Source organism: Mediterraneibacter catenae (assembly GCF_008691045.1).
Classification (GTDB): Bacteria; Bacillota; Clostridia; order Lachnospirales; family Lachnospiraceae; genus Mediterraneibacter; species Mediterraneibacter ornithocaccae.
This window is the reverse complement of record NZ_VMSO01000019.1, coordinates 1-19,473: the sequence shown is the minus strand read 5'-3', so window position 1 is coordinate 19,473 and position 19,473 is coordinate 1. Positions and strand designations below refer to the sequence as shown.

12 protein-coding genes are annotated in these 19,473 nt (G+C 47.7%); 9 read left to right on the top strand and 3 right to left on the bottom strand.

The annotated features are described in order from the left end of the window. Window positions 1-62 precede the first annotated feature (62 nt). Together FNY66_RS12215 and FNY66_RS12210 are read left to right on the top strand one after the other, a co-directional pair. Window positions 63-1,484, top strand: a complete 1,422-nt coding sequence (locus FNY66_RS12215; RefSeq protein ID WP_150311321.1) for a glycoside hydrolase family 32 protein — start codon at window positions 63-65, stop codon at window positions 1,482-1,484. A gap of 85 nt (window positions 1,485-1,569) precedes the next feature. Continuing rightward, window positions 1,570-3,045 carry a D-alanyl-D-alanine carboxypeptidase family protein gene (locus tag FNY66_RS12210; RefSeq protein ID WP_150311320.1) on the top strand — a complete coding sequence of 492 codons (1,476 nt, stop codon included), beginning with the start codon at window positions 1,570-1,572 and terminating at the stop codon, window positions 3,043-3,045. Window position 3,046: 1 nt separating this feature from the next. Here the strand turns inward: FNY66_RS12210 and FNY66_RS12205 are convergent, their stop codons facing one another. Both FNY66_RS12205 and FNY66_RS12200 read right to left on the bottom strand, forming a co-directional pair. Beyond that, window positions 3,047-4,045, bottom strand: coding sequence for a helix-turn-helix transcriptional regulator (locus FNY66_RS12205; RefSeq protein WP_150311319.1), 999 nt, complete (start codon window positions 4,043-4,045; stop codon window positions 3,047-3,049). Between the two features lies 1 nt (window position 4,046). Then, complete coding sequence (locus FNY66_RS12200) at window positions 4,047-4,418, bottom strand: ArsR/SmtB family transcription factor (protein WP_150311318.1); 372 nt, start codon at window positions 4,416-4,418, stop codon at window positions 4,047-4,049. A gap of 134 nt (window positions 4,419-4,552) precedes the next feature. Here FNY66_RS12200 and FNY66_RS12195 point away from each other — a divergent pair, with 134 nt between their 5' ends. Beyond that, the gene (locus tag FNY66_RS12195) at window positions 4,553-4,771 is read left to right on the top strand and encodes a cation transporter (protein ID WP_150311317.1); all 219 of its coding nucleotides are present in this window, start codon (window positions 4,553-4,555) and stop codon (window positions 4,769-4,771) included. A 110-nt stretch (window positions 4,772-4,881) separates the two neighbouring features. Continuing rightward, window positions 4,882-6,783: a heavy metal translocating P-type ATPase gene (locus FNY66_RS12190; protein WP_150311316.1), complete on the top strand. Its 1,902-nt coding sequence runs from the start codon at window positions 4,882-4,884 to the stop codon at window positions 6,781-6,783. Window positions 6,784-6,874: 91 nt separating this feature from the next. Here the strand turns inward: FNY66_RS12190 and FNY66_RS12185 are convergent, their stop codons facing one another. Further along, window positions 6,875-9,910, bottom strand: a complete 3,036-nt coding sequence (locus tag FNY66_RS12185; RefSeq protein WP_229409513.1) for an ATP-binding domain-containing protein — start codon at window positions 9,908-9,910, stop codon at window positions 6,875-6,877. Between the two features lie 1,159 nt (window positions 9,911-11,069). Here FNY66_RS12185 and ileS point away from each other — a divergent pair. From ileS to FNY66_RS12160, 5 genes are all read left to right on the top strand, one after another. Beyond that, the gene (gene ileS / locus FNY66_RS12180) at window positions 11,070-14,222 is read left to right on the top strand and encodes an isoleucine--tRNA ligase (RefSeq protein ID WP_150311314.1); all 3,153 of its coding nucleotides are present in this window, start codon (window positions 11,070-11,072) and stop codon (window positions 14,220-14,222) included. A gap of 7 nt (window positions 14,223-14,229) precedes the next feature. After that, window positions 14,230-16,704 (top strand): glycogen/starch/alpha-glucan phosphorylase, encoded by a 2,475-nt coding sequence (locus tag FNY66_RS12175; RefSeq protein WP_150311313.1) that lies wholly within the window; start codon window positions 14,230-14,232, stop codon window positions 16,702-16,704. A 10-nt stretch (window positions 16,705-16,714) separates the two neighbouring features. Then, entirely contained in the window at window positions 16,715-17,500 is a 786-nt protein-coding gene (locus tag FNY66_RS12170) for a hypothetical protein (RefSeq protein WP_087149918.1), read from the top strand. A gap of 47 nt (window positions 17,501-17,547) precedes the next feature. Then, window positions 17,548-18,537 carry a SpoIID/LytB domain-containing protein gene (locus FNY66_RS12165; protein ID WP_087149919.1) on the top strand — a complete coding sequence of 330 codons (990 nt, stop codon included), beginning with the start codon at window positions 17,548-17,550 and terminating at the stop codon, window positions 18,535-18,537. A gap of 126 nt (window positions 18,538-18,663) precedes the next feature. Then, window positions 18,664-19,470 (top strand): M23 family metallopeptidase, encoded by an 807-nt coding sequence (locus FNY66_RS12160; protein WP_150311312.1) that lies wholly within the window; start codon window positions 18,664-18,666, stop codon window positions 19,468-19,470. The last annotated feature ends 3 nt before the right edge of the window (window positions 19,471-19,473 follow it).

The following is a 19,473-nucleotide window of genomic DNA, read 5'->3' as shown; positions in this document are numbered from 1 at the left end:
ATTGGCGCCAGGACCTGACTTTATGGGAACCGGCGCCGTTTTAAAACAGGGAGATATGAATTATGAACGCACTGACGAAAGATTTAATGAAACTGACCGCCATTGCAGAGGAGGACGGAAATAAAAATGAGTGCTATAGACAGAGACTGCATCTGATGCCTCCTGTCGGATGGCTCAATGATCCGAACGGACTCTGCCAGTTTAAAGGAATCTATCATGCATTTTTCCAGTATTCACCCTTTGACGCAGAGGGCGGAGTCAAGATGTGGGGACATTATACAAGTCAGGATATGATCGAATGGGAATATCAGGGAGTAACGCTCTATCCGGATCAGCCGTTTGACTGCAGCGGTGTATATTCCGGATGTGCCTTCATCGAAGGCGGGGAGATGTATCTGTATTACACCGGCAACGTTAAGCTTGAAGACAGGGAGGATTACGACTACATCAACAGCGGCCGGGAGGCCAATACGGTTCTGGTCACAAGCCCGGACGGGATGCATTTCAGCAGAAAAAAGCTTCTCATGCGCAACAGTGATTATCCGTCAGATCTGACCCTCCATGTAAGGGATCCGAAAGTCTGGAAAGAAAGCGGGACATACTATATGCTCCAGGGCGCCCGCACAAAGGATGATGCGGGACAGGCGCTCATCTTCCGGTCGGAGGATAAGATAAACTGGCAGCTCGACAGTCGTGTGGAGACGGAGGAGAAATTCGGATATATGTGGGAGTGTCCGGATTACTTTGAAGTGGACGGAGTAAAGGTATTCTCCGCGTCCGTGCAGGGACTCGAGGGAGAAGAATGGAAAGACCGTAATGTCTACCAGTCGGGATACTTTCTTGTGGACGGAGATATCCACGGGAAGTACAGCCTGTCAGATTACAGACTGTGGGATTACGGATTTGACTATTACGCTCCTCAGAGCTTTGAGACAGAGGACGGCAGAAGGGTTCAGATCGGATGGATGGGAATGCCTGACTGTGAGGAGTATTCCAACAGGACAACAGATGATGGATGGCAGCACTGCTTTACGTTCCCGAGAGAAGTATTCGTAAAAGACGGGATCATCAGACAAAGACCGATAAGAGAAGTTGAAGAAATAAAAATATTATCTGAAGAAACAGAAAACTATCTGGAAACAAAAAAATATACTGTCTATGAGGCGGTTATATTTAATATTCAGAAGGATCAGTTCCGGGCGGTGTTGTCCGATGAATTAGTGATCGAATATAAAAATAAAAGATTGGTAATTGAATTTATAAATAATAGAAACAACAAAGTTTCATGCGGACGTCGAGTGAGATATGCGGATATGAATACTGTAACTGATGTCAGGATACTGGCAGACGAGTCGTCCGTGGAAGTATTCGTGAATGACGGAGAGTATGTATTCAGCACAAGATATTATCCGGAAGAGCCGGGAATCAGGATAGAAGCGGAGGGTGCGCTGATCCAGGTCTATGAACTAAATATATCCAGATAGAGGACTGATGCTAAACACTCCTTGCAACCCCATGTCAAATTGACTATAATTAAGAAAAATTTACATTTTATGTCGGAGGAATGAGATGGGGATAGCCTTAAAACGTATGACCGCAGTGCTGCTGCTGATCATGATGATAATAATTCCCGTATCTGATGTATATGCAGAACCACAGGCAGGTCAGACAGCAGAAATGGGGCATGCGGCGCAAGAGACGGAACTTTCGGATTTTGAGAAGCAGAAGCAGGCTTCTTATGAAACAGTTCCGGAGACGAATAATATTGCCGGGTGGCCTGAAGGACCGAAAGTCTATGGGAATTCGGCCATAGTAATGGATATGAACAGCGGGGCTATTCTTTATGGAAAAAAGATAGACGAGAAGCACTATCCTGCCAGTATAACCAAACTGCTCACTGTCCTTATAGCCCTCGAGAACTCTGACCCTGATGACGAGGTACTTTTTTCTCAGGACAGTATCGATATATTGAGATCTGATTATGCAAGCATCGGGATGCGTCCGAATGAAATTATAAGTATGAAGGATGCCTTATATGCAATTCTGCTTGCATCTGCCAATGAAGTCTCTTATGCGGTGGCAGAGAATGTCGGAAAGCAGATGGGCGGTGATTATAATACGTTTATCCAGACGATGAATGACCGAAGTGCCGAGCTTGGATGTACAGGTTCCAACTGGGTGAATGCCAATGGGCTGCATGACGAACACCATTATACAACGGCGCATGATATGGCACTGATTACTTCTGAACTGTATCAGCACGAAGAGTTCCGCACGATTGCCCAGACACTGAATTACACGATAGGTACTACGAATCTGGTAAATGAGACGAGGACGTTCCAGCAGCATCATAAAATGCTCTGGAGCGATAACCAGAATTATTATAAATATTGTACTGGAGGAAAGACGGGATATACGGATGAGTCGAGGACAACTCTTGTGACAACGGCAGATAACGGGAAGTTACAGCTTGTCGCAGTAGTGCTCAAAGATGACGGAGACGCATATGCAGACACAAAGGCAATTTTTGATTATTCGTTTGATAATTTTTCCAAAGTGCCGCTGAGCGAAGCCGACAAGCCGGAGGAGATTAAGTCATATACGGAAGATGATCCGTACGTGCTTCTGCCGGACAATGCCGGTGCGGACGACCTGGATTATGAGATTACAATTACTGACGAAAAACATGCGGAAGGCAGTATTACATTTCTTTATAACGGACAACCAGTAGGGAATGTCCAGGCCACGCTGACTGCGGAATACGTGGAGGATACAACCGGATACTCGACAAAACTTAAACTCGTCGAACCTGATACTGCTTCAGGAACAGATAGCAAAGAGACAAATCTTCTGCAAATGATTGCATCCCTGCCAATGCCGGTGCGCATCGCAGCCGGATCAGTGGCAGGAGCTGTTCTGCTGCTGATCATCTTTTCTGTCATCATAGTCAGGCGCAGGGCTGTTAGACGCCGCAGACGCCATAGAGGATCAGCACGTAGAAGGCAGAGAGTATATATGAGACAGAAGACTAAACGAGACCGATAATTTATACATGCGTATACTGTCTGCGGTAATCCGTGGGCAGTATTTTCATGATATCCTTAAAAGCAGCCGAAAACTTGCTCTGGCTTTCGTACCCCACTGCACGGGCAACGGAGGCGATACTTTCGTTGCTGTTCCGGAGCAGCCCGGCCGCTTTCATGATGCGGTAGTGCTTCATATACGCGGCAACCGGCATCCCGTATACGGACTTAAATATGCTTTTCAGCGCGGCAGTATTGATCAGATATTCCTTTGCCAGTTCATCGATCGTGTATCTCTTTTCCGGATGCTCTGTCATCTGGTCATGGATCTGGCGGATAAGGCTGACCTGTTCGGAGTAGTGGGCATCAAGTGCGTTTTCCATTGCAGGTTCCGCCATGTTAAGGAACATAAGAAGCTCCTGGCATTTCAGCTTCAGGTAAGGTAGTTTCGTCTGTTCCGGAAGGTCATATACTTCGGAAAAGATGTGCTCGATCCGGCTGCTTGCAGGAAGCGCGGCAGTCTCCCTGTCTCCGCAGAATTTCAGGCAGAGGTCCCTGACATCCACACCCGCATCGTTAAGAAGCTCAGGAAGGCTATCCTGAAGTACCGGCAGGTCGAGGGCAATGGAAAGTCCTTCATAATATCCGAGAGGAAGCGTGATTTCAGAGTCGGAGCATTTATCCGTATAGTGGAAAGACAGGTCGCCACTTCCGAAATACAGGCTTAAGCCTCCTTTCATTTCCCATCCGATTCTTCCGGCACGACAGTGGTCAATGGACAAGACAGAGATACCATGGCAGTGCCGGATATGAAAATGATCTGCCAGATAGCAGTGAAAAGACAGTTCAATTCCGGGATACAGTTCGTAAGTTTCCGACTTCAGCCTGGAACTGTCAGTCATACCTTCTGAGGATGCTGTCTTTACAATGTCAGATGTTCCGAGGGAATGCCGGATATTAACGCAGATTCCCTCCGGTACATCTTTCAGTTTTTCAATAATTGTATACAGTTCTTTTCCCATATCAGATGTATTCCTCCGGGCAGGTTATCTTTCCCAGCTTTTCTATCATGTGATGAAGCATCTGTGCCAGCTCGGTATCTGCCGTTCTGTAATACATTTCCTTTCCTTCCCGGCGGCTGACGATGAGTCCGCTGCTCTTTAAAATTCTCAGATGATGAGAGACTGCAGGACTTGTCATATTTACAATAGCAGCAATATTGAGTACGCATTCCTCGCAGTGGCACAAAAGCCAGAAGATACGCAGCCTGCTGGGATCCCCGAGTTGTTTCATAGCTTCGGATACTCCGGCAATCTCCGCCTCGCCCGGGAGATGTTTCCTTATTAATTCTTCATTATTATGCCCGTGATCGTGGGGCAGATTCTGTTCTTTCATAAGTCATTGCTCCAATCAGAAATATATTTCGCCCAAACGGAAATAACATCCGTACAGCTCTTGACTTATTATAAAATCAGAAGTACATTATAGTCAACGATTAAATAATTGTTTAATTAAAGGAGATAACGAAAATGAAAAAGAGCTATAAGATTGATGTTGACTGTGCGAACTGTGCAAATAAGATGGAGCAGGCTGCAAAGGAGACGGCAGGAGTAAAGGATGCGGTTGTAAACTTCATGACACTGAAGATGAATGTAGAGTTTGAAGAGGGGCATGATGCAAAGACAGTCATGCAGGAGGTGCTTAAAAACTGCAAGAAAGTGGAAGATGACTGCGAGATCTTTTTCTAGGATAAGATTGTCCCGGAGTCCAATGCGGTTCCGGGATTAAATATAAGATACAAATAAATAATTAAGCATCTGTTTAATTATAAATATATTGCAAGAGGAAGGAATGACATATGAATAAAAAACAGAAAAAAATGCTGATCAGAATCCTGATTTCTGCAGCTCTGCTGATCGGATTTAATTTTCTGCCATTCGGCGGGCCTCTGAGATTCATTCTCTATCTGATTCCATATCTGGTGATTGGCTATGATATTCTGATCAAAGCATTTAAGGGAATCAAGAACCGTCAACCATTTGATGAGAGCCTGTTGATGGCGGTGGCCACGATCGGCGCGATCGCTATTGCGATATACAGTGAAGTGGCCGATCACGAAAACGGAGATTATGTGGAGGCTATAGCAGTTATGTTGTTCTATCAGATCGGCGAGTGGTTCCAGAGCTATGCAGTGGGAAAAAGCCGTAGAAATATCAGTGATCTGATGGACATACGTCCTGATTATGCAAATATTGAAATAGGAGGCAAACTTGAGCAGATCGACCCGGATGAAGTTGAGATAGGCTCTGTGATTATAGTGCAGCCCGGGGAGAAAGTTCCTATTGATGGTATTGTCATAGAAGGGGAGTCTACTCTTAATACGAGTGCGCTGACGGGGGAGAGCCTGCCGAGAGATGCACAGGAGGGGGATGAGATTATTAGTGGATGTATCAATATGACGGGGGTGCTGAAGATAAGGACGACCAAAGAGTTCGGAGAGTCTACAGTGTCAAAAATTCTGGATTTGGTGGAAAATGCAAGTTCCAGAAAATCAAAATCTGAAGATTTTATTACCAAATTTGCACGGGTCTATACTCCGGCAGTGGTCTACAGTGCTATTGCTCTTGCAGTTCTCCCGCCGATCGTAAGGATGTTCGTAATGGGTATCCCGGCAGAATGGGGGATATGGATTTACCGTGCGCTTACATTTCTTGTTATTAGCTGTCCCTGTGCTCTGGTCATCAGTATTCCGCTCAGCTTCTTTGCAGGTATCGGAGGAGCCAGCAATGCAGGAGTACTTGTAAAAGGATCAAATTATCTGGAAACATTGTCTCAGACGAAATGTGTCGTATTTGACAAGACCGGTACACTGACACAGGGTGTATTCGAGGTAAATGAGGTACACCACAACGAGATGGACAGAGATGATCTGCTGGAATACGCAGCGCTGGCTGAGAGTGCATCCTCCCATCCGATCAGTAAGAGCCTGCAGAGAGCTTATGGAAAACAAATCGACAGAAGCCGCGTGACAGATATTCAGGAAATCAGCGGAAACGGTGTGATGGCAAAAGTGGACGGCATAGATGTAGCAGCAGGAAATTCAAAGCTCATGGACAGATTGGGAGTGAAATGGATTGACTGCCATCGGGCGGGGACGATCATCCATATGGCGGTAGATGGGCGTTATGCTGGGCATATCGTGATCTCGGATATAGAGAAACCTCATGCAAAAGAGGCGATACAGTTACTGAAGAAAGCTGGTGTAGAGAAGACGGTCATGCTTACCGGAGATTCCGGAAAGGCAGCAGAACATGTGGCAGCAGATCTGGGGATTGACGAAGTGCATGCAGAGCTTCTGCCGGCGGATAAGGTGTCCCAGGTGGAAGCATTGATGAAAAGAAATACCGGTAAAGGAAAACTGGCATTTGTGGGAGACGGCATCAATGACGCACCGGTGCTCTCTCGAGCGGATATAGGTATCGCCATGGGAGCCATGGGATCAGACGCAGCGATAGAGGCGGCAGATATTGTGCTGATGGATGATGATCCGATCAAGATATCCAAAGCTATCCGAATCTCAAGAAAATGTCTCCGTATCGTGTATGAAAATATCTGGTTCGCCATTGGCATCAAGCTGATCTGTCTCGTGCTCGGAGCAGTCGGCATCGCCAATATGTGGCTCGCTATCTTCGCAGATGTGGGTGTAATGATCATCGCAGTGCTTAATGCAATCAGAGCACTTTTTGTGAAGAATTTATAAACGGGACAGGGTGAAACCTGATTGGGGACGTAGTAAAATTCAATTTTACTACGTCCCCAATCAGGTTTCACCCTGTCCCCAATCCGTGTTTTTATTTCAAGACTTTATAAAGACCAAGGATTTCTTCATAATCTCTGCCATATATAAAATAATAATCAATCTGCCCGGTACCTTCTGTATAAAGATAAGTGCCATACAGCGGGATATCACAGCACATGACGGTTTCTTCCGAGGCAATTCCAAGGCCATATCCGTATTCAGATACAATAAGAGGCATTCGCATGATTTTTCCGCCGAAACTGATATAACGAGCTTTATTGTTTAGGCGCTCCAGATCTTCGTTCAGGATTCCTTTTACCATAAGTTTTTCTTCTCTTGCCCAGTCAAAATAATTCCATGTGCATATCTTCTGCCCGTTTTTCACTTTCCTTGGCAGGACTCTTGACTCGGTCAGGAGTTTCCGTCCCTCATGGTCCAGGAAGCGGATTGCTCCGCTCCTTTTATCAATCTGTATTTTAATTTGTCCCGAAGCAAGCTCCGCGAGAGATTTTCCGGCCCGCGCCGACCAGGCAGGCGCCTGTTCGGGAGGAAAGTGCCAGAAGCTGTGAGGCGGTTCGGGCACATCTCTGCCCATAAACTGTACCCGTATTACAGATGCATGCACCGGCGTCAGACGCAGGATCCCTTCGTTGCTGCTCAGCTCGAGTGAATGTCTGGTGCGTTTTATATCCCGGATTGATAGATCGGCAGTATGGACAGCCACTTCCTTTCCAAGATTCAGAAGTTTCGTGTCCGGAACGGAACCGAAACGATAGGATGACGGGTTGACAGGAACGCTGTTGTATGGATGTGCAGCACGTTTCGATGCAGGCTGCTCTTTGCCGGAGGTTGGAGAGTCCTGCGTATTGTGTCTGTCAGATTTATGAACACTGGATGAAGTCTGTCCCTTTTTGCTGTCTTCTGGCAGTATCCCTTTTGGATTTTTCTCTTCTTCCGGAAGACTCTTCTGTTTTCGGTCCGGAGCAGGACAGGCGATCAGGTCAGTCAGATCACCTGTATGTACCGCGGCGAGCTCGTGGAGGGCACGCGTGGCGGCAACATACAACAGTTTCACGTAAGCATCGTTATCCGGATAGCTTTCGGCAGAAGGATGGTAGATGAGAACGGCATCGAACTCCAGTCCTTTTGTATACTCGACGGGCAGTACCATGATTCCTTCGGTGAATTCGGCTGTCTCCGGATCAGTGTCGGCGAGATCCAGTTCTTTGCTGAGCAATGCGCTTACCGCAGAAGCTTCTTCCTCGTCCCGGCAGATCACGGCAATCGTCTCCCTGCCGTCTGTCTGCCATCTGCGGATTGTATTTATACTTTCCCTGATCATGTCCTCATCATCACGGCACTGTGTAATACGGACAGGGCTGCCGTGGCGGCGGATCGGATCGACCGGATAGACGGGGAAGCTCCCGTGCCGCAATATCCCGGTGGCGAATTCTGAGATCTCTACAGTATTGCGGTAGCTCTTCTTAAGAACTCCGAAACCGCCGGGAGTACTTTTCAGGATCAGGGATTTCAGATCCTCCCAGTCGTTCAGTCCATATCCGTAGTGAATATTCTGGGAGACATCGCCCATGATTGTATAGGTACAGCCGCGGAGACAGTAGTAGAGAGCGCCGTATGCCGTCATGCCAAAATCCTGTGCCTCGTCAATGATCACGTGGCTTGCCTCCCGGATTCCGTCAGTCTCCTTGATTCGTTTGTAAATATAGGCAAGTGCAGCGAGGTCATAGAGGTCAAAGTCACGGTCCGGAAGGGGAACTGCCATCCCTTTTGATTCCTGTGATTTTAGAAAATCACTGTAGACCTGATATATAGATCCTTTCCAGACATCCCCGCCGAAATACCGTCTGTATTTTTTATAAAGCTCCTTTTGCAGGGCAGGAGGATAGGCGATATCTTTTCCGGTTATTTCATTCTCCAGACGGGACAGAAGAATCGCGTTCAGCATATTGATCTTGCCCTGCATGGAGACAAGAGGATTGTCATTAAGACAGTTCCGGACTGTGGATTTCCGCATGATCCGGACTCCGTTATCCAGGGTTACTTCCTGTTCCGGGATGGATCTTCTCTCCAGATCCCGGCAGAAATCTTCCAGGTCATGAAACCACTTATAGCTTCCTTTGATCCGGACCGCCTCTTCATTTTTCCCGATGTGACGGATGTGGTGAATCTCAGGATTCCAGTCCTCGTAGAGAAGGCGAACGAAGAGCTGTTCCATCGTCATTTGGGAGACTCCGTATACGTCGAGATCCGGCAGTACACTGGTAATATAGTTCAGAAGAATGCGGTTGCTTCCTATGATGTAGAAATCCTCCGGACGGAAATCGTCTTCATAATTATATAAAATATAAGATATGCGGTGCATTGCTACTGTTGTTTTTCCCGATCCGGCGACCCCCTGTACGATCAGGTTCATCTTAGGCGACCTGCGGATCACCGTATTTTGTTCTTTTTGGACTGTGGAAATAATCTCGCCGAGTACGGCGCTTTTATTTTTGGCAAGGTATTTTGTCAGCAGCTCGTCATTTGCCACCACGTCCGAGTCAAAGAAATCGATCAGCCGGTCATCTGCGATTTCGTAGGTCCGTTTCCGTTTCAGGTCGATTTCACAGGAACCTTCATTTTTTACAGTATATCTGCATTTTCCTATCGTATTTTCATAGTAGACAGAAGCGATGGGCGCCCTCCAGTCTATGACTACCGGTTCAGATCCATTTCTGGAAATGCCGACGCGTCCGACATAGTATGACTCTGCATAGGGAATCTTCTGATCGCGAAAATCAATCCGGCCGAAATACGGTTTGTGCCGCGCTTTCCGACAGCGCAGCAGATCACGGCGGGTTTCCTGCAGCTGGGCCTGGGTATTGTGAAAGAGGGCGAGCGCCTCCTTATCTTTTGTCCCGTAAGTCTCCATCAGCTCATGCAGTTCATCAGATAGCTGACCGCTGTATTTTTCTGTTTTTTCCAGATTGTCCTGTGCGATTCTCGTAATCTCGCAAAGCTGCTGTTCCTCTGCTTCACGGGTCAGCCCCGGGATCGGGCGGAATGGTTTTTTCTTTTGTTGATCCAAAGTAAATTCACCTGCCTTTTTGCATATGTGTAATATAACATTTTTCTGCATGCTTTAATAGATTTTATTTACAAGAAACTGTAATAAGGAAATACAAGTATAATTCTGCCTGCTGACCATTTTGGCAATTATCATTCTGATCCCTTATAATCTGGATAAAAAACATCCGGCAATTCGGGCGGAGTTGGATAAGCGAAAATATCAATGTGTAAGCATTTTAAGAAAATAGGCTATTGTATAAATGAAAGAACCGCGATTCATATAAAAGTCTTGACGAACCGGTATTTTCTTCTTATAATTACCCTTGTATGAATTTCAACAGCAAAGGCTATGACGGAGACAGTAGGTCTTATCCGAACATTCCAGCGAGCCGGGAGAGGTGAGAGCCCGGTATAAGTAGAATATTTCCGAATATCACTTCCGAGCCGCAGCCCCCAAAATACACCGGAGATACAAGGCAGCACGAGCAGTAAGGGCTGACGCGGATCCCGCGTTAGAGGATACCATATGCGAACAGAATTGCTCCCCATTTAAGACAGAATATGCGGACAAAGAAGTTCAAGTATGTTGTAACAGGTGGTTAAAACGAGAGAGATGGCTTTCGTCCTTTTACAGGGCGGGAGCCTTTTTTTCTGCTAAATCAGAAACGATAACGTTTTACAGAGCCTGAATGAACAATATATCCGTTGCGGACGCGCTTTCGCTCGGGCCGTAACGCAGCGGACACATAAGATCGCAACAGACGCGATCTAAGTGCCGGCGTTACTCTACGGTCCTTAACGAATATATTGTTCATTCAGGCTCCAGCAAACCGGAACGTTTCCTAATTCCCCAGATAAAAAGGACTCCCGGGAAGCCGGCTCATACCGGCAGGTGTTTCATATCCGCTGAAAACACATATGCTTTCAGAAATATGTTTTCAGAAAAGATAAAGCACCGATAAAAGGCAGAAAGCTCCCATCTCTCCCGGTTTTGATTCAAAGCCCCGTTCTGGACAGGTCTGACGCAGCCATGTGTCGATTAAGGACCGTAAAGGAACGCCGGCACTAAGGCTGCGTCCTTTGCAGCCATATGTGTCCGCTGCGTTCCGTCCCGAGCGAGAGCGTGTCCGCAATCGATACATGGCTGCGGCGGACCGGAGACAGAAAGGAAAATCAACATGTACAAGAAAGTTCCCACAGATATGAATTTTGTCGGCAGGGAAAAGGAAGTCGAGAAGTTCTGGGATGAGAACCACATCTTTGAGAAGAGTATCGAAGAGCGTGAGGGATGCCCGGACTACATCTTCTACGACGGTCCGCCGACTGCAAATGGCAAACCGCACATCGGACACGTGCTCACACGTGTCATCAAGGACATGATCCCGCGTTACCGCACGATGAAGGGATACATGGTCCCGAGAAAGGCAGGATGGGATACCCACGGACTGCCGGTCGAGCTTGAGGTAGAGAAGGCCCTCGGACTGGACGGAAAAGATCAGATCGAGGAGTATGGCCTGGAGCCGTTTATCGACAAATGTAAGGAAAGTGTATGGAAATACAAGGGAATGTGGGAGGATTTCTCCGGCACGGTCGGCTTCTGGGCTGATATGGAGCACCCCTATGTAACATATCACAACAGCTTTATCGAGTCCGAGTGGTGGGCATTGAAAAAGATCTGGGAGAAAGACCTTCTCTACAAAGGGTTCAAGATCGTTCCCTACTGTCCTAGATGCGGTACGCCGCTGTCCGCCCAGGAAGTGGCTCAGGGCTACAAAGACGTAAAGGAGCGCTCCGCGATTGTGCGCTTCAAAGTGAAAGAGGAGGATGCTTACATCCTTGCATGGACGACCACACCGTGGACGCTTCCGTCCAACCTTGCGCTCTGCGTGAATCCGAATGAGGACTATGCAAAAGTAAAGGCAGCAGACGGTCATATCTATTATATGGCATGTGCTCTTCTTGACACAGTACTGGGAAGACTGGCTGAGGAAGGTAAGCCGGCATACGAGATTCTCGAGACATACAAAGGGACAGATCTTGAGGGCAAAGAGTACGAGCCGCTGTACCAGTGCGCGGCCGACGCTGCTGCAAAGCAGAACAAAAAGGCATTTTATGTGACATGCGACACATATGTTACACTGACAGACGGTACGGGAGTCGTTCACATTGCGCCGGCATTCGGTGAAGATGATGCGAATGTAGGAAGAAAATACGGTCTTCCGTTCGTACAGCTTGTAGATGAAAAAGGAAATATGGCAGAGTCCACTCCGTTCGCAGGTCTGTTTGTGAAGAAGGCAGATCCGGAAGTATTAAAAGATCTGGATGCGAGAGGCCTTCTCTTTGATGCGCCGAAGTTCGAGCACAGCTATCCGCACTGCTGGAGATGTGACACGCCGCTGATCTACTATGCGCGCGAGTCCTGGTTCATCAAGATGACAGCAGTAAGGGACGACCTGATCGCGAATAATAACACGATTAACTGGATTCCGGAGAGCATCGGTAAAGGACGTTTCGGCGATTGGATCGAGAATGTTCAGGACTGGGGCATCAGCCGTAACCGTTACTGGGGAACCCCGCTCAATATCTGGGAATGTGAGTGCGGACACATGCACTCCATCGGAAGCATCGCAGAACTGAAAGAAATGTCCGACAACTGTCCGGACGATATCGAACTGCACCGTCCGTACATCGATGCCGTGACGATCAAGTGCCCGAAGTGCGGCAAAGAGATGCACCGTGTTCCGGAAGTTATTGACTGCTGGTTCGACAGCGGATCCATGCCTTTTGCTCAGCACCACTATCCGTTCGAGAATCAGGAGCTGTTTGAGAAACAGTTCCCGGCAGACTTCATTTCCGAGGCGGTAGACCAGACAAGAGGATGGTTCTATTCCCTGCTGGCGATCTCCACACTGATCTTCAATAAGGCGCCGTACAAGAATGTCATCGTCCTCGGACATGTGCAGGACGAGAACGGCCAGAAGATGAGCAAGTCCAAGGGAAATGCGGTAGATCCGTTCGATGCCCTTGAGAAATACGGAGCCGACGCAATCCGCTGGTACTTCTATGTCAACAGCGCTCCGTGGCTGCCGAACCGCTTCCACGGAAAGGCCGTGACAGAAGGACAGAGAAAATTCATGGGTACACTGTGGAATACTTATGCATTCTTTGTTCTCTATGCGAATATCGACGAGTTCGACGCGACAAAATATACGCTGGAATATGAAAAACTTTCCGTAATGGATAAATGGCTCCTTTCCAAGATGAACACGATGGTAAAAGCTGTCGATGATAATCTGGGCAATTACCGCATCCCAGAGGCGGCGCGTGTGCTCCAGGAGTTTGTAGATGACATGAGCAACTGGTATGTAAGAAGAAGCCGTGAGCGTTTTTGGGCAAAAGGAATGGAGCAGGATAAGATTAATGCATACATGACACTGTATACAGCACTTGTGACAGTATCCAAGGCTGCCGCTCCGATGATCCCGTTCATGACAGAAGAGATTTACCAGAATCTCGTGCGAAGCATCGATAAAGACGCACCGGAGAGTATCCATCTGTGTCTGTTCCCGGAAGTGAACGAAGAGCAGATTGATCCGGAACTGGAGCAGAACATGGACAATGTCCTGAAGCTTGTCGTCATGGGACGTGCATGCAGAAATGCATCCAATATCAAGAACCGCCAGCCGATCGGGCAGATGTTCGTGAAGGCCGGATTTACCCTGCCGGAATTCTATCAGGATATCGTTGCAGACGAGCTGAATGTCAAGAATGTTAAATTTACGGAAGATGTTAGAGACTTCACTTCATACAATTTTAAACCACAGTTGAAGACAGTGGGACCGAAATATGGTAAAATGTTAGGTGGTATTAAAGCAGCACTCGACAGTGTTGACGGCAATGCCGCAATGGATGAGGTCAATGAGACAGGCGCTCTTAAACTGGATGTAAACGGACAGGAGATCACTCTGTTCCGCGAAGACCTGCTAATCGAGACCGCCCAGATCGAAGGCTATGTATCAGAAAACGATAACGGCATTACTGTTGTCCTTGATACGAATCTGACAGAAGATCTTCTGGAAGAAGGTTTCGTACGTGAGATCATCAGTAAAGTACAGACTATGAGAAAAGAAGCAGACTTTGAAGTCATGGACCGTATCCGCGTAACTTATAACGGAACAGAGAAGGCAGAAACGATCTTCGAAAAATACGCAGATCAGATTGCCGGAGAAGTGCTCGCAAACGAGGTTGTGAAAGCCGGGCCGGCAGGCTATGTAAAGGAGTGGAAGATCAACGGTGAAGCAGTTACAATGGGTGTGGAAAAGGAAGGATAATAAAGCTATGTTCAGCAAAAGATTTGAGAAAGAAACATTTAAGCAGACGGTAAAGGACAATATCAGAACCCTTTACAGAAAAACAATCGAAGAAGCAACGCCGCAGCAGCTTTTTCAGGCTGTCTCCTATGCGGTGAAGGACGTCATTTTTGATGACTGGTTCGCAACACAGAAAGCATACGATGAAGCAGACGCCAAGACAGTGTATTACATGTCAATGGAATTCCTGATGGGTCGTGCCCTTGGCAATAACCTCATCAACATGACAGTGTACAAGGATGTCAAGGAAGCGCTCGACGAGATGGGTATCGATCTGAACGTGATCGAGGATCAGGAACCAGACGCAGCTCTCGGAAACGGGGGTCTGGGAAGACTGGCGGCATGTTTCCTGGATTCACTGGCTACCCTGAACTACCCGGCATACGGATGCGGTATCCGCTACCGTTATGGTATGTTCAAACAGAAGATCGAGAACGGTTACCAGAAGGAAGTGCCGGACGACTGGTTAAGAGAGGGAAATCCGTTTGAGCTGCGCAGGGAAGAGTATGCGAAAGAAGTACGTTTCGGCGGAAATATCCGTTTTGAGAAAGATCCTGCAACGGGAAAGGACATCTTTATCCAGGAAAATTATGAGTCTGTTCTGGCTATCCCGTATGACATGCCGATCGTAGGATACGGCAACCATGTGGTGAATACACTGCGCGTGTGGGATGCAAAAGCAATTACGGACTTTAAGCTGGATGAGTTCGACAGAGGTAATTATCACAAGGCAGTGGAGCAGGAGAATCTTGCAAAACTGATCGTCGATGTCCTCTATCCGAATGACAACCACTATTCAGGAAAAGAGCTCCGTCTGAAACAGCAGTATTTCTTCATCTCTGCAAGCCTTCAGGCGCTGATCGCAAAATATAAGAAGAAACACGACGACGTCCGCAAACTTTACGAGAAAGTCGTGATCCAGATGAACGATACTCACCCGACAGTTGCAGTACCTGAGCTGATGAGACTTCTCATCGACCAGGAAGGACTGAACTGGGAAGAGGCATGGGATGTGACCACGAAGACCTGTGCGTATACGAACCATACGATCATGGCGGAGGCTCTTGAAAAATGGCCGATCGACCTGTTCTCCAGACTGCTTCCGCGTATCTACCAGATCGTGCAGGAGATCGACCGCCGTTTCCTCATCAAAGTCCGCGAGATGTATCCGGGCAACGAGCACAAGGTGAAGAAGATGGCGATCCTCATGGACGGCCAGGTGCGCATGGCAAATATGGCGATCATCGCCGGATTCTCCGTAAACGGAGTTGCAAGACTTCACACGGATATCCTCAAGACACAGCAGCTCAGAGACTTCTACGAGATGATGCCGGAGAAGTTCAACAATAAGACGAACGGCATCACCCAGAGACGTTTCCTTGCTCACGGCAACCCGCTGCTTGCAGACTGGATCACAGACAAGATCGGCGACGGCTGGATCACGGATCTCTCCCAGATCGCGAAGCTCAAGCCGTATGTAGAGGATGAGACGGCGAGACGCGAGTTCATGGAGATCAAATACAAGAACAAAGTCCGTCTTGCGAAATACATCAAAGAGCACAACGGCATCGACGTTGATCCGCGCTCCATCTTCGACGTGCAGGTAAAACGTCTCCACGAGTACAAGAGACAGTTCCTCAACATCCTGCATATCATGTATCTGTACAATCAGATCAAGGAGCACCCGGAGATGAGTTTCTATCCGAGAACATTCATCTTCGGAGCGAAAGCCGCGGCAGGATATTTAAGGGCGAAAGAGACGATCAAGCTGATCAACTCTGTTGCAGAGGTTGTAAACAATGACCGCAGCATCAACGGCAAGCTGAAAGTCGTATTTATCGAAGATTACCGTGTATCCAATGCAGAGCTCATCTTCGCGGCGGCGGACGTCAGCGAGCAGATCTCCACAGCTTCCAAGGAGGCGTCCGGTACAGGAAACATGAAGTTCATGCTCAACGGAGCCCCGACACTGGGAACCATGGACGGCGCGAATGTGGAGATCGTACAGGAAGTCGGAGCGGAGAACGCTTTCATCTTCGGCTTAAGCTCAGAGGAGGTCATCAACTACGAGAACAACGGCGGCTACAACCCGCAGGATATCTACTTCAACGACTGGGAGCTCAAGCGCGTCGTAGATCAGCTTATGGACGGCACTTACTCACACGGCGATCACAACATGTACAAGAACCTTTATAACTCGCTTCTTAATACACAGTCTACGGACAAAGCGGATATGTATTTCATCCTGAAAGATTTCCGTTCTTACGCAGATGCGCAGAAGAGAGTGGAGGAGGCATACAGAGACCAGCAGAGATGGTCAAGGATGGCGATGATGCAGACTGCATGCTGCGGCAAGTTCTCTTCAGACAGAACGATCGAAGAGTATGTGGCGGATATCTGGCATCTTGAGAAAGTAGAGGTTCCGTCCGGCCAGGAAGAATAGGAGGCATTTTATGGATTTTGGGTACAATTATAATTATGAGTACGATTATCCGATCAGCTACGGCAATACAGGAAGTTCTTTGTTTGCATTGTTTATGACAGTCTATCTGGTCGTGATCGCACTGATCCTTGCTGCAGCGCTGGCAAGTTACATCTTTCATTCAATAGGTATGTATACTATCGGAAAACGTATGGGAAGAGAGCATCCATGGCTTGCTTTTATCCCCTTTGCGAGAGATTATTTTCACGGTGAACTTGCAGGTGAAATTCCGCTGAAAAATAAGAGTATTAAGAATCCCGGAATATGGAAGCTGGTTGTGCCTATCATTTACAATGCTGTTGCAGGCGTACTGCTTGTATTCCTTATTGTGGCAGTGATCGGAACTGCGGTAACCACCAATATAAACGGCAGCGGAGTCGGGGGTGCTATGACAGTCCTGACGACATCACTCGGGATATATATAATATTTATCATTCTGGCTGTTGCATATTCCGCTATATATTCTGTTCTGCGGATACTGATAGACATCCGGATTTATGAAAGATTTACTACTCACAATATGGCGGTAGTTCACTCTGTACTCTCGGCAATCGTTCCTCTTTACGAGGCGATCTGCTTCTTTGTGATGAGAAACAGAGAGTTTAATCCGGGCATGGAGCCGAGGATTACACCGCCGCCGGTTCCTCCGGTATATCCGGGAGACCCGGTTTCCGGGGGAACGACACCTGTAAATCAGGTACCGGCAGATCCGGCACAGGATACCATGACAGGTCAGCAGGACAATAAAACTGAATAAAGTAAGAACAGCTCTTCATATATTAGATATATGGAGGGCTGTTTTTTATGAACCGATATGCTATAGAACAGAAATTTAAGTCCGTTGCTGCTTTCCTCATAATACTGATATTGCTGCCTTATATCATTACCGTATTTGTAAATGGGGCGGATGCAGGGGATGTGGACAGCGGAGATCTTTATGTGAAGGTGAAAGTGCCCGATACAGAAGAAGCAGACGGACTGGCAGAGATCCGATGGACCGATTATCTCGCAGGTATATTGGCAGACGAAATATCCGAGGAGTGTGAAGCAGAGACTATGAAGGCACAGGCCGTCCTGATCCGCACTCAGATATACAGTAAGCTTGAGAACTCAGAGGACAAGATCCTTACAGAGAGCTGGCTTTCACGCGATGAGATGGAAGAAAAATGGGGAGCTGAAAATTATCGGGAGTACCATGAGAAGTACATACGAGCCGTAGAGGAGACGGATGATACAGTCATCATGTATAACGGTGCATACGCCTGGACACCGTTTCATCAGTCAAGCAATGGAAAGACGCGGAGTGCCGCCGAGGTGCTCGGGAGTGAGGAATATCCGTATATCGCAGTAAGAGAGTGCCCGTTGGATAAAGAAGCAGATGATGAGATCGGTACATTTTCATATTCCTATACGGAGATACAGAAACTGTGCCGGGATTTCCTCGTGGCGGAAGAGGACGGCGAGAAAGCAGCTCAGGGATATGGTTTCAAAGACTTTGAAATAAAGTCCTGCGATTCTGCCGGCTATGTGAAAGAGCTCAGAATCGGAAATACAGTCTGTACCGGCGATCAGTTCCGTGATGCACTCTCACTTCCGTCGAGTGCGTTTTCCCTGACTGAGGATGGAGAAGACAGGATCAAGATAACGACTACCGGGAAAGGTCACGGCATGGGGATGAGTATCTGGACTGCAGACCGGATGGCAGAAGAGGGGAAGACTTATGAAGAGATCATCGCTTTCTTTTTTGAGGGGACAGAGCTGAGAAATGATATTCAGGAGACGGAACTGCTCTGACCAGAACGGAACAGTTTTGCCGCACCGGCAGCTCATTTATTAAAGCTGGATTTTTATTGCATTCTTTTGAAATACACGGAATAATACGGTCATTATCTGGCAAAAATATAGCCAGAGGTGATGAGAATGAATAAGAATGAAAGACCGTCTTTCCTCAAAGGAAAGGGCGCTGCTGTCGGTATTGTGATCTGCTTTGTGGCTGTCATTGCACTGGTTGGGGCATATACGTTCAGCAACTATCAGAGTGATATTGACGAGCAGACAGCAAAAGCCGGGCAACAGGCAGAAGAACTTACAGAAGATATGGGCACAGACAGTGCAGATAGTACAGAAGAGACAACAACGGACGATATCGTCCTGCCGGAAGCAGATGATGATCTGGTGGAAGAGACAGAAGAAGGACTGCAGGGACAGTCAGAGGAAGAGAGCAGCACGGAAAACGCCACCGGCGAATCGGAAGGCGAGACCGGAACGGATGAAGGCTCGGCAGTATCAACAGGAGATACATCAGGCGTATGGTTCAGCGAGGACAGCGTCCTTGCATGGCCTGCCAGCGGCGCAGTGATCATGGGATACAGCATGGATCAGACAGTATTTTTCCAGACACTGGAACAGTATCAGTATAATCCGGCGATGATCGTCAGCGGAGAAGTAGGAGAGACGATCGGCGCATCCGCCGCAGGGATCGTGACAAATATAGAAGAGACAGCTCAGACAGGAACAACTGTCACACTTGACATGGGCAACGGTTACAGCGCCGTGTACGGACAGCTCAGTGATGTGCCGCTTGCAATCGGCGATTACGTCGGTGCAGGAGAGACGATCGGTACACTCGGCGAACCGACAAAATACTACAGCGTAGAAGGACCAAATCTGTATTTTGAAGTATTGAAAGACGGCGAACCAGTCGATCCGATGAACTTTATGGAGTAGATG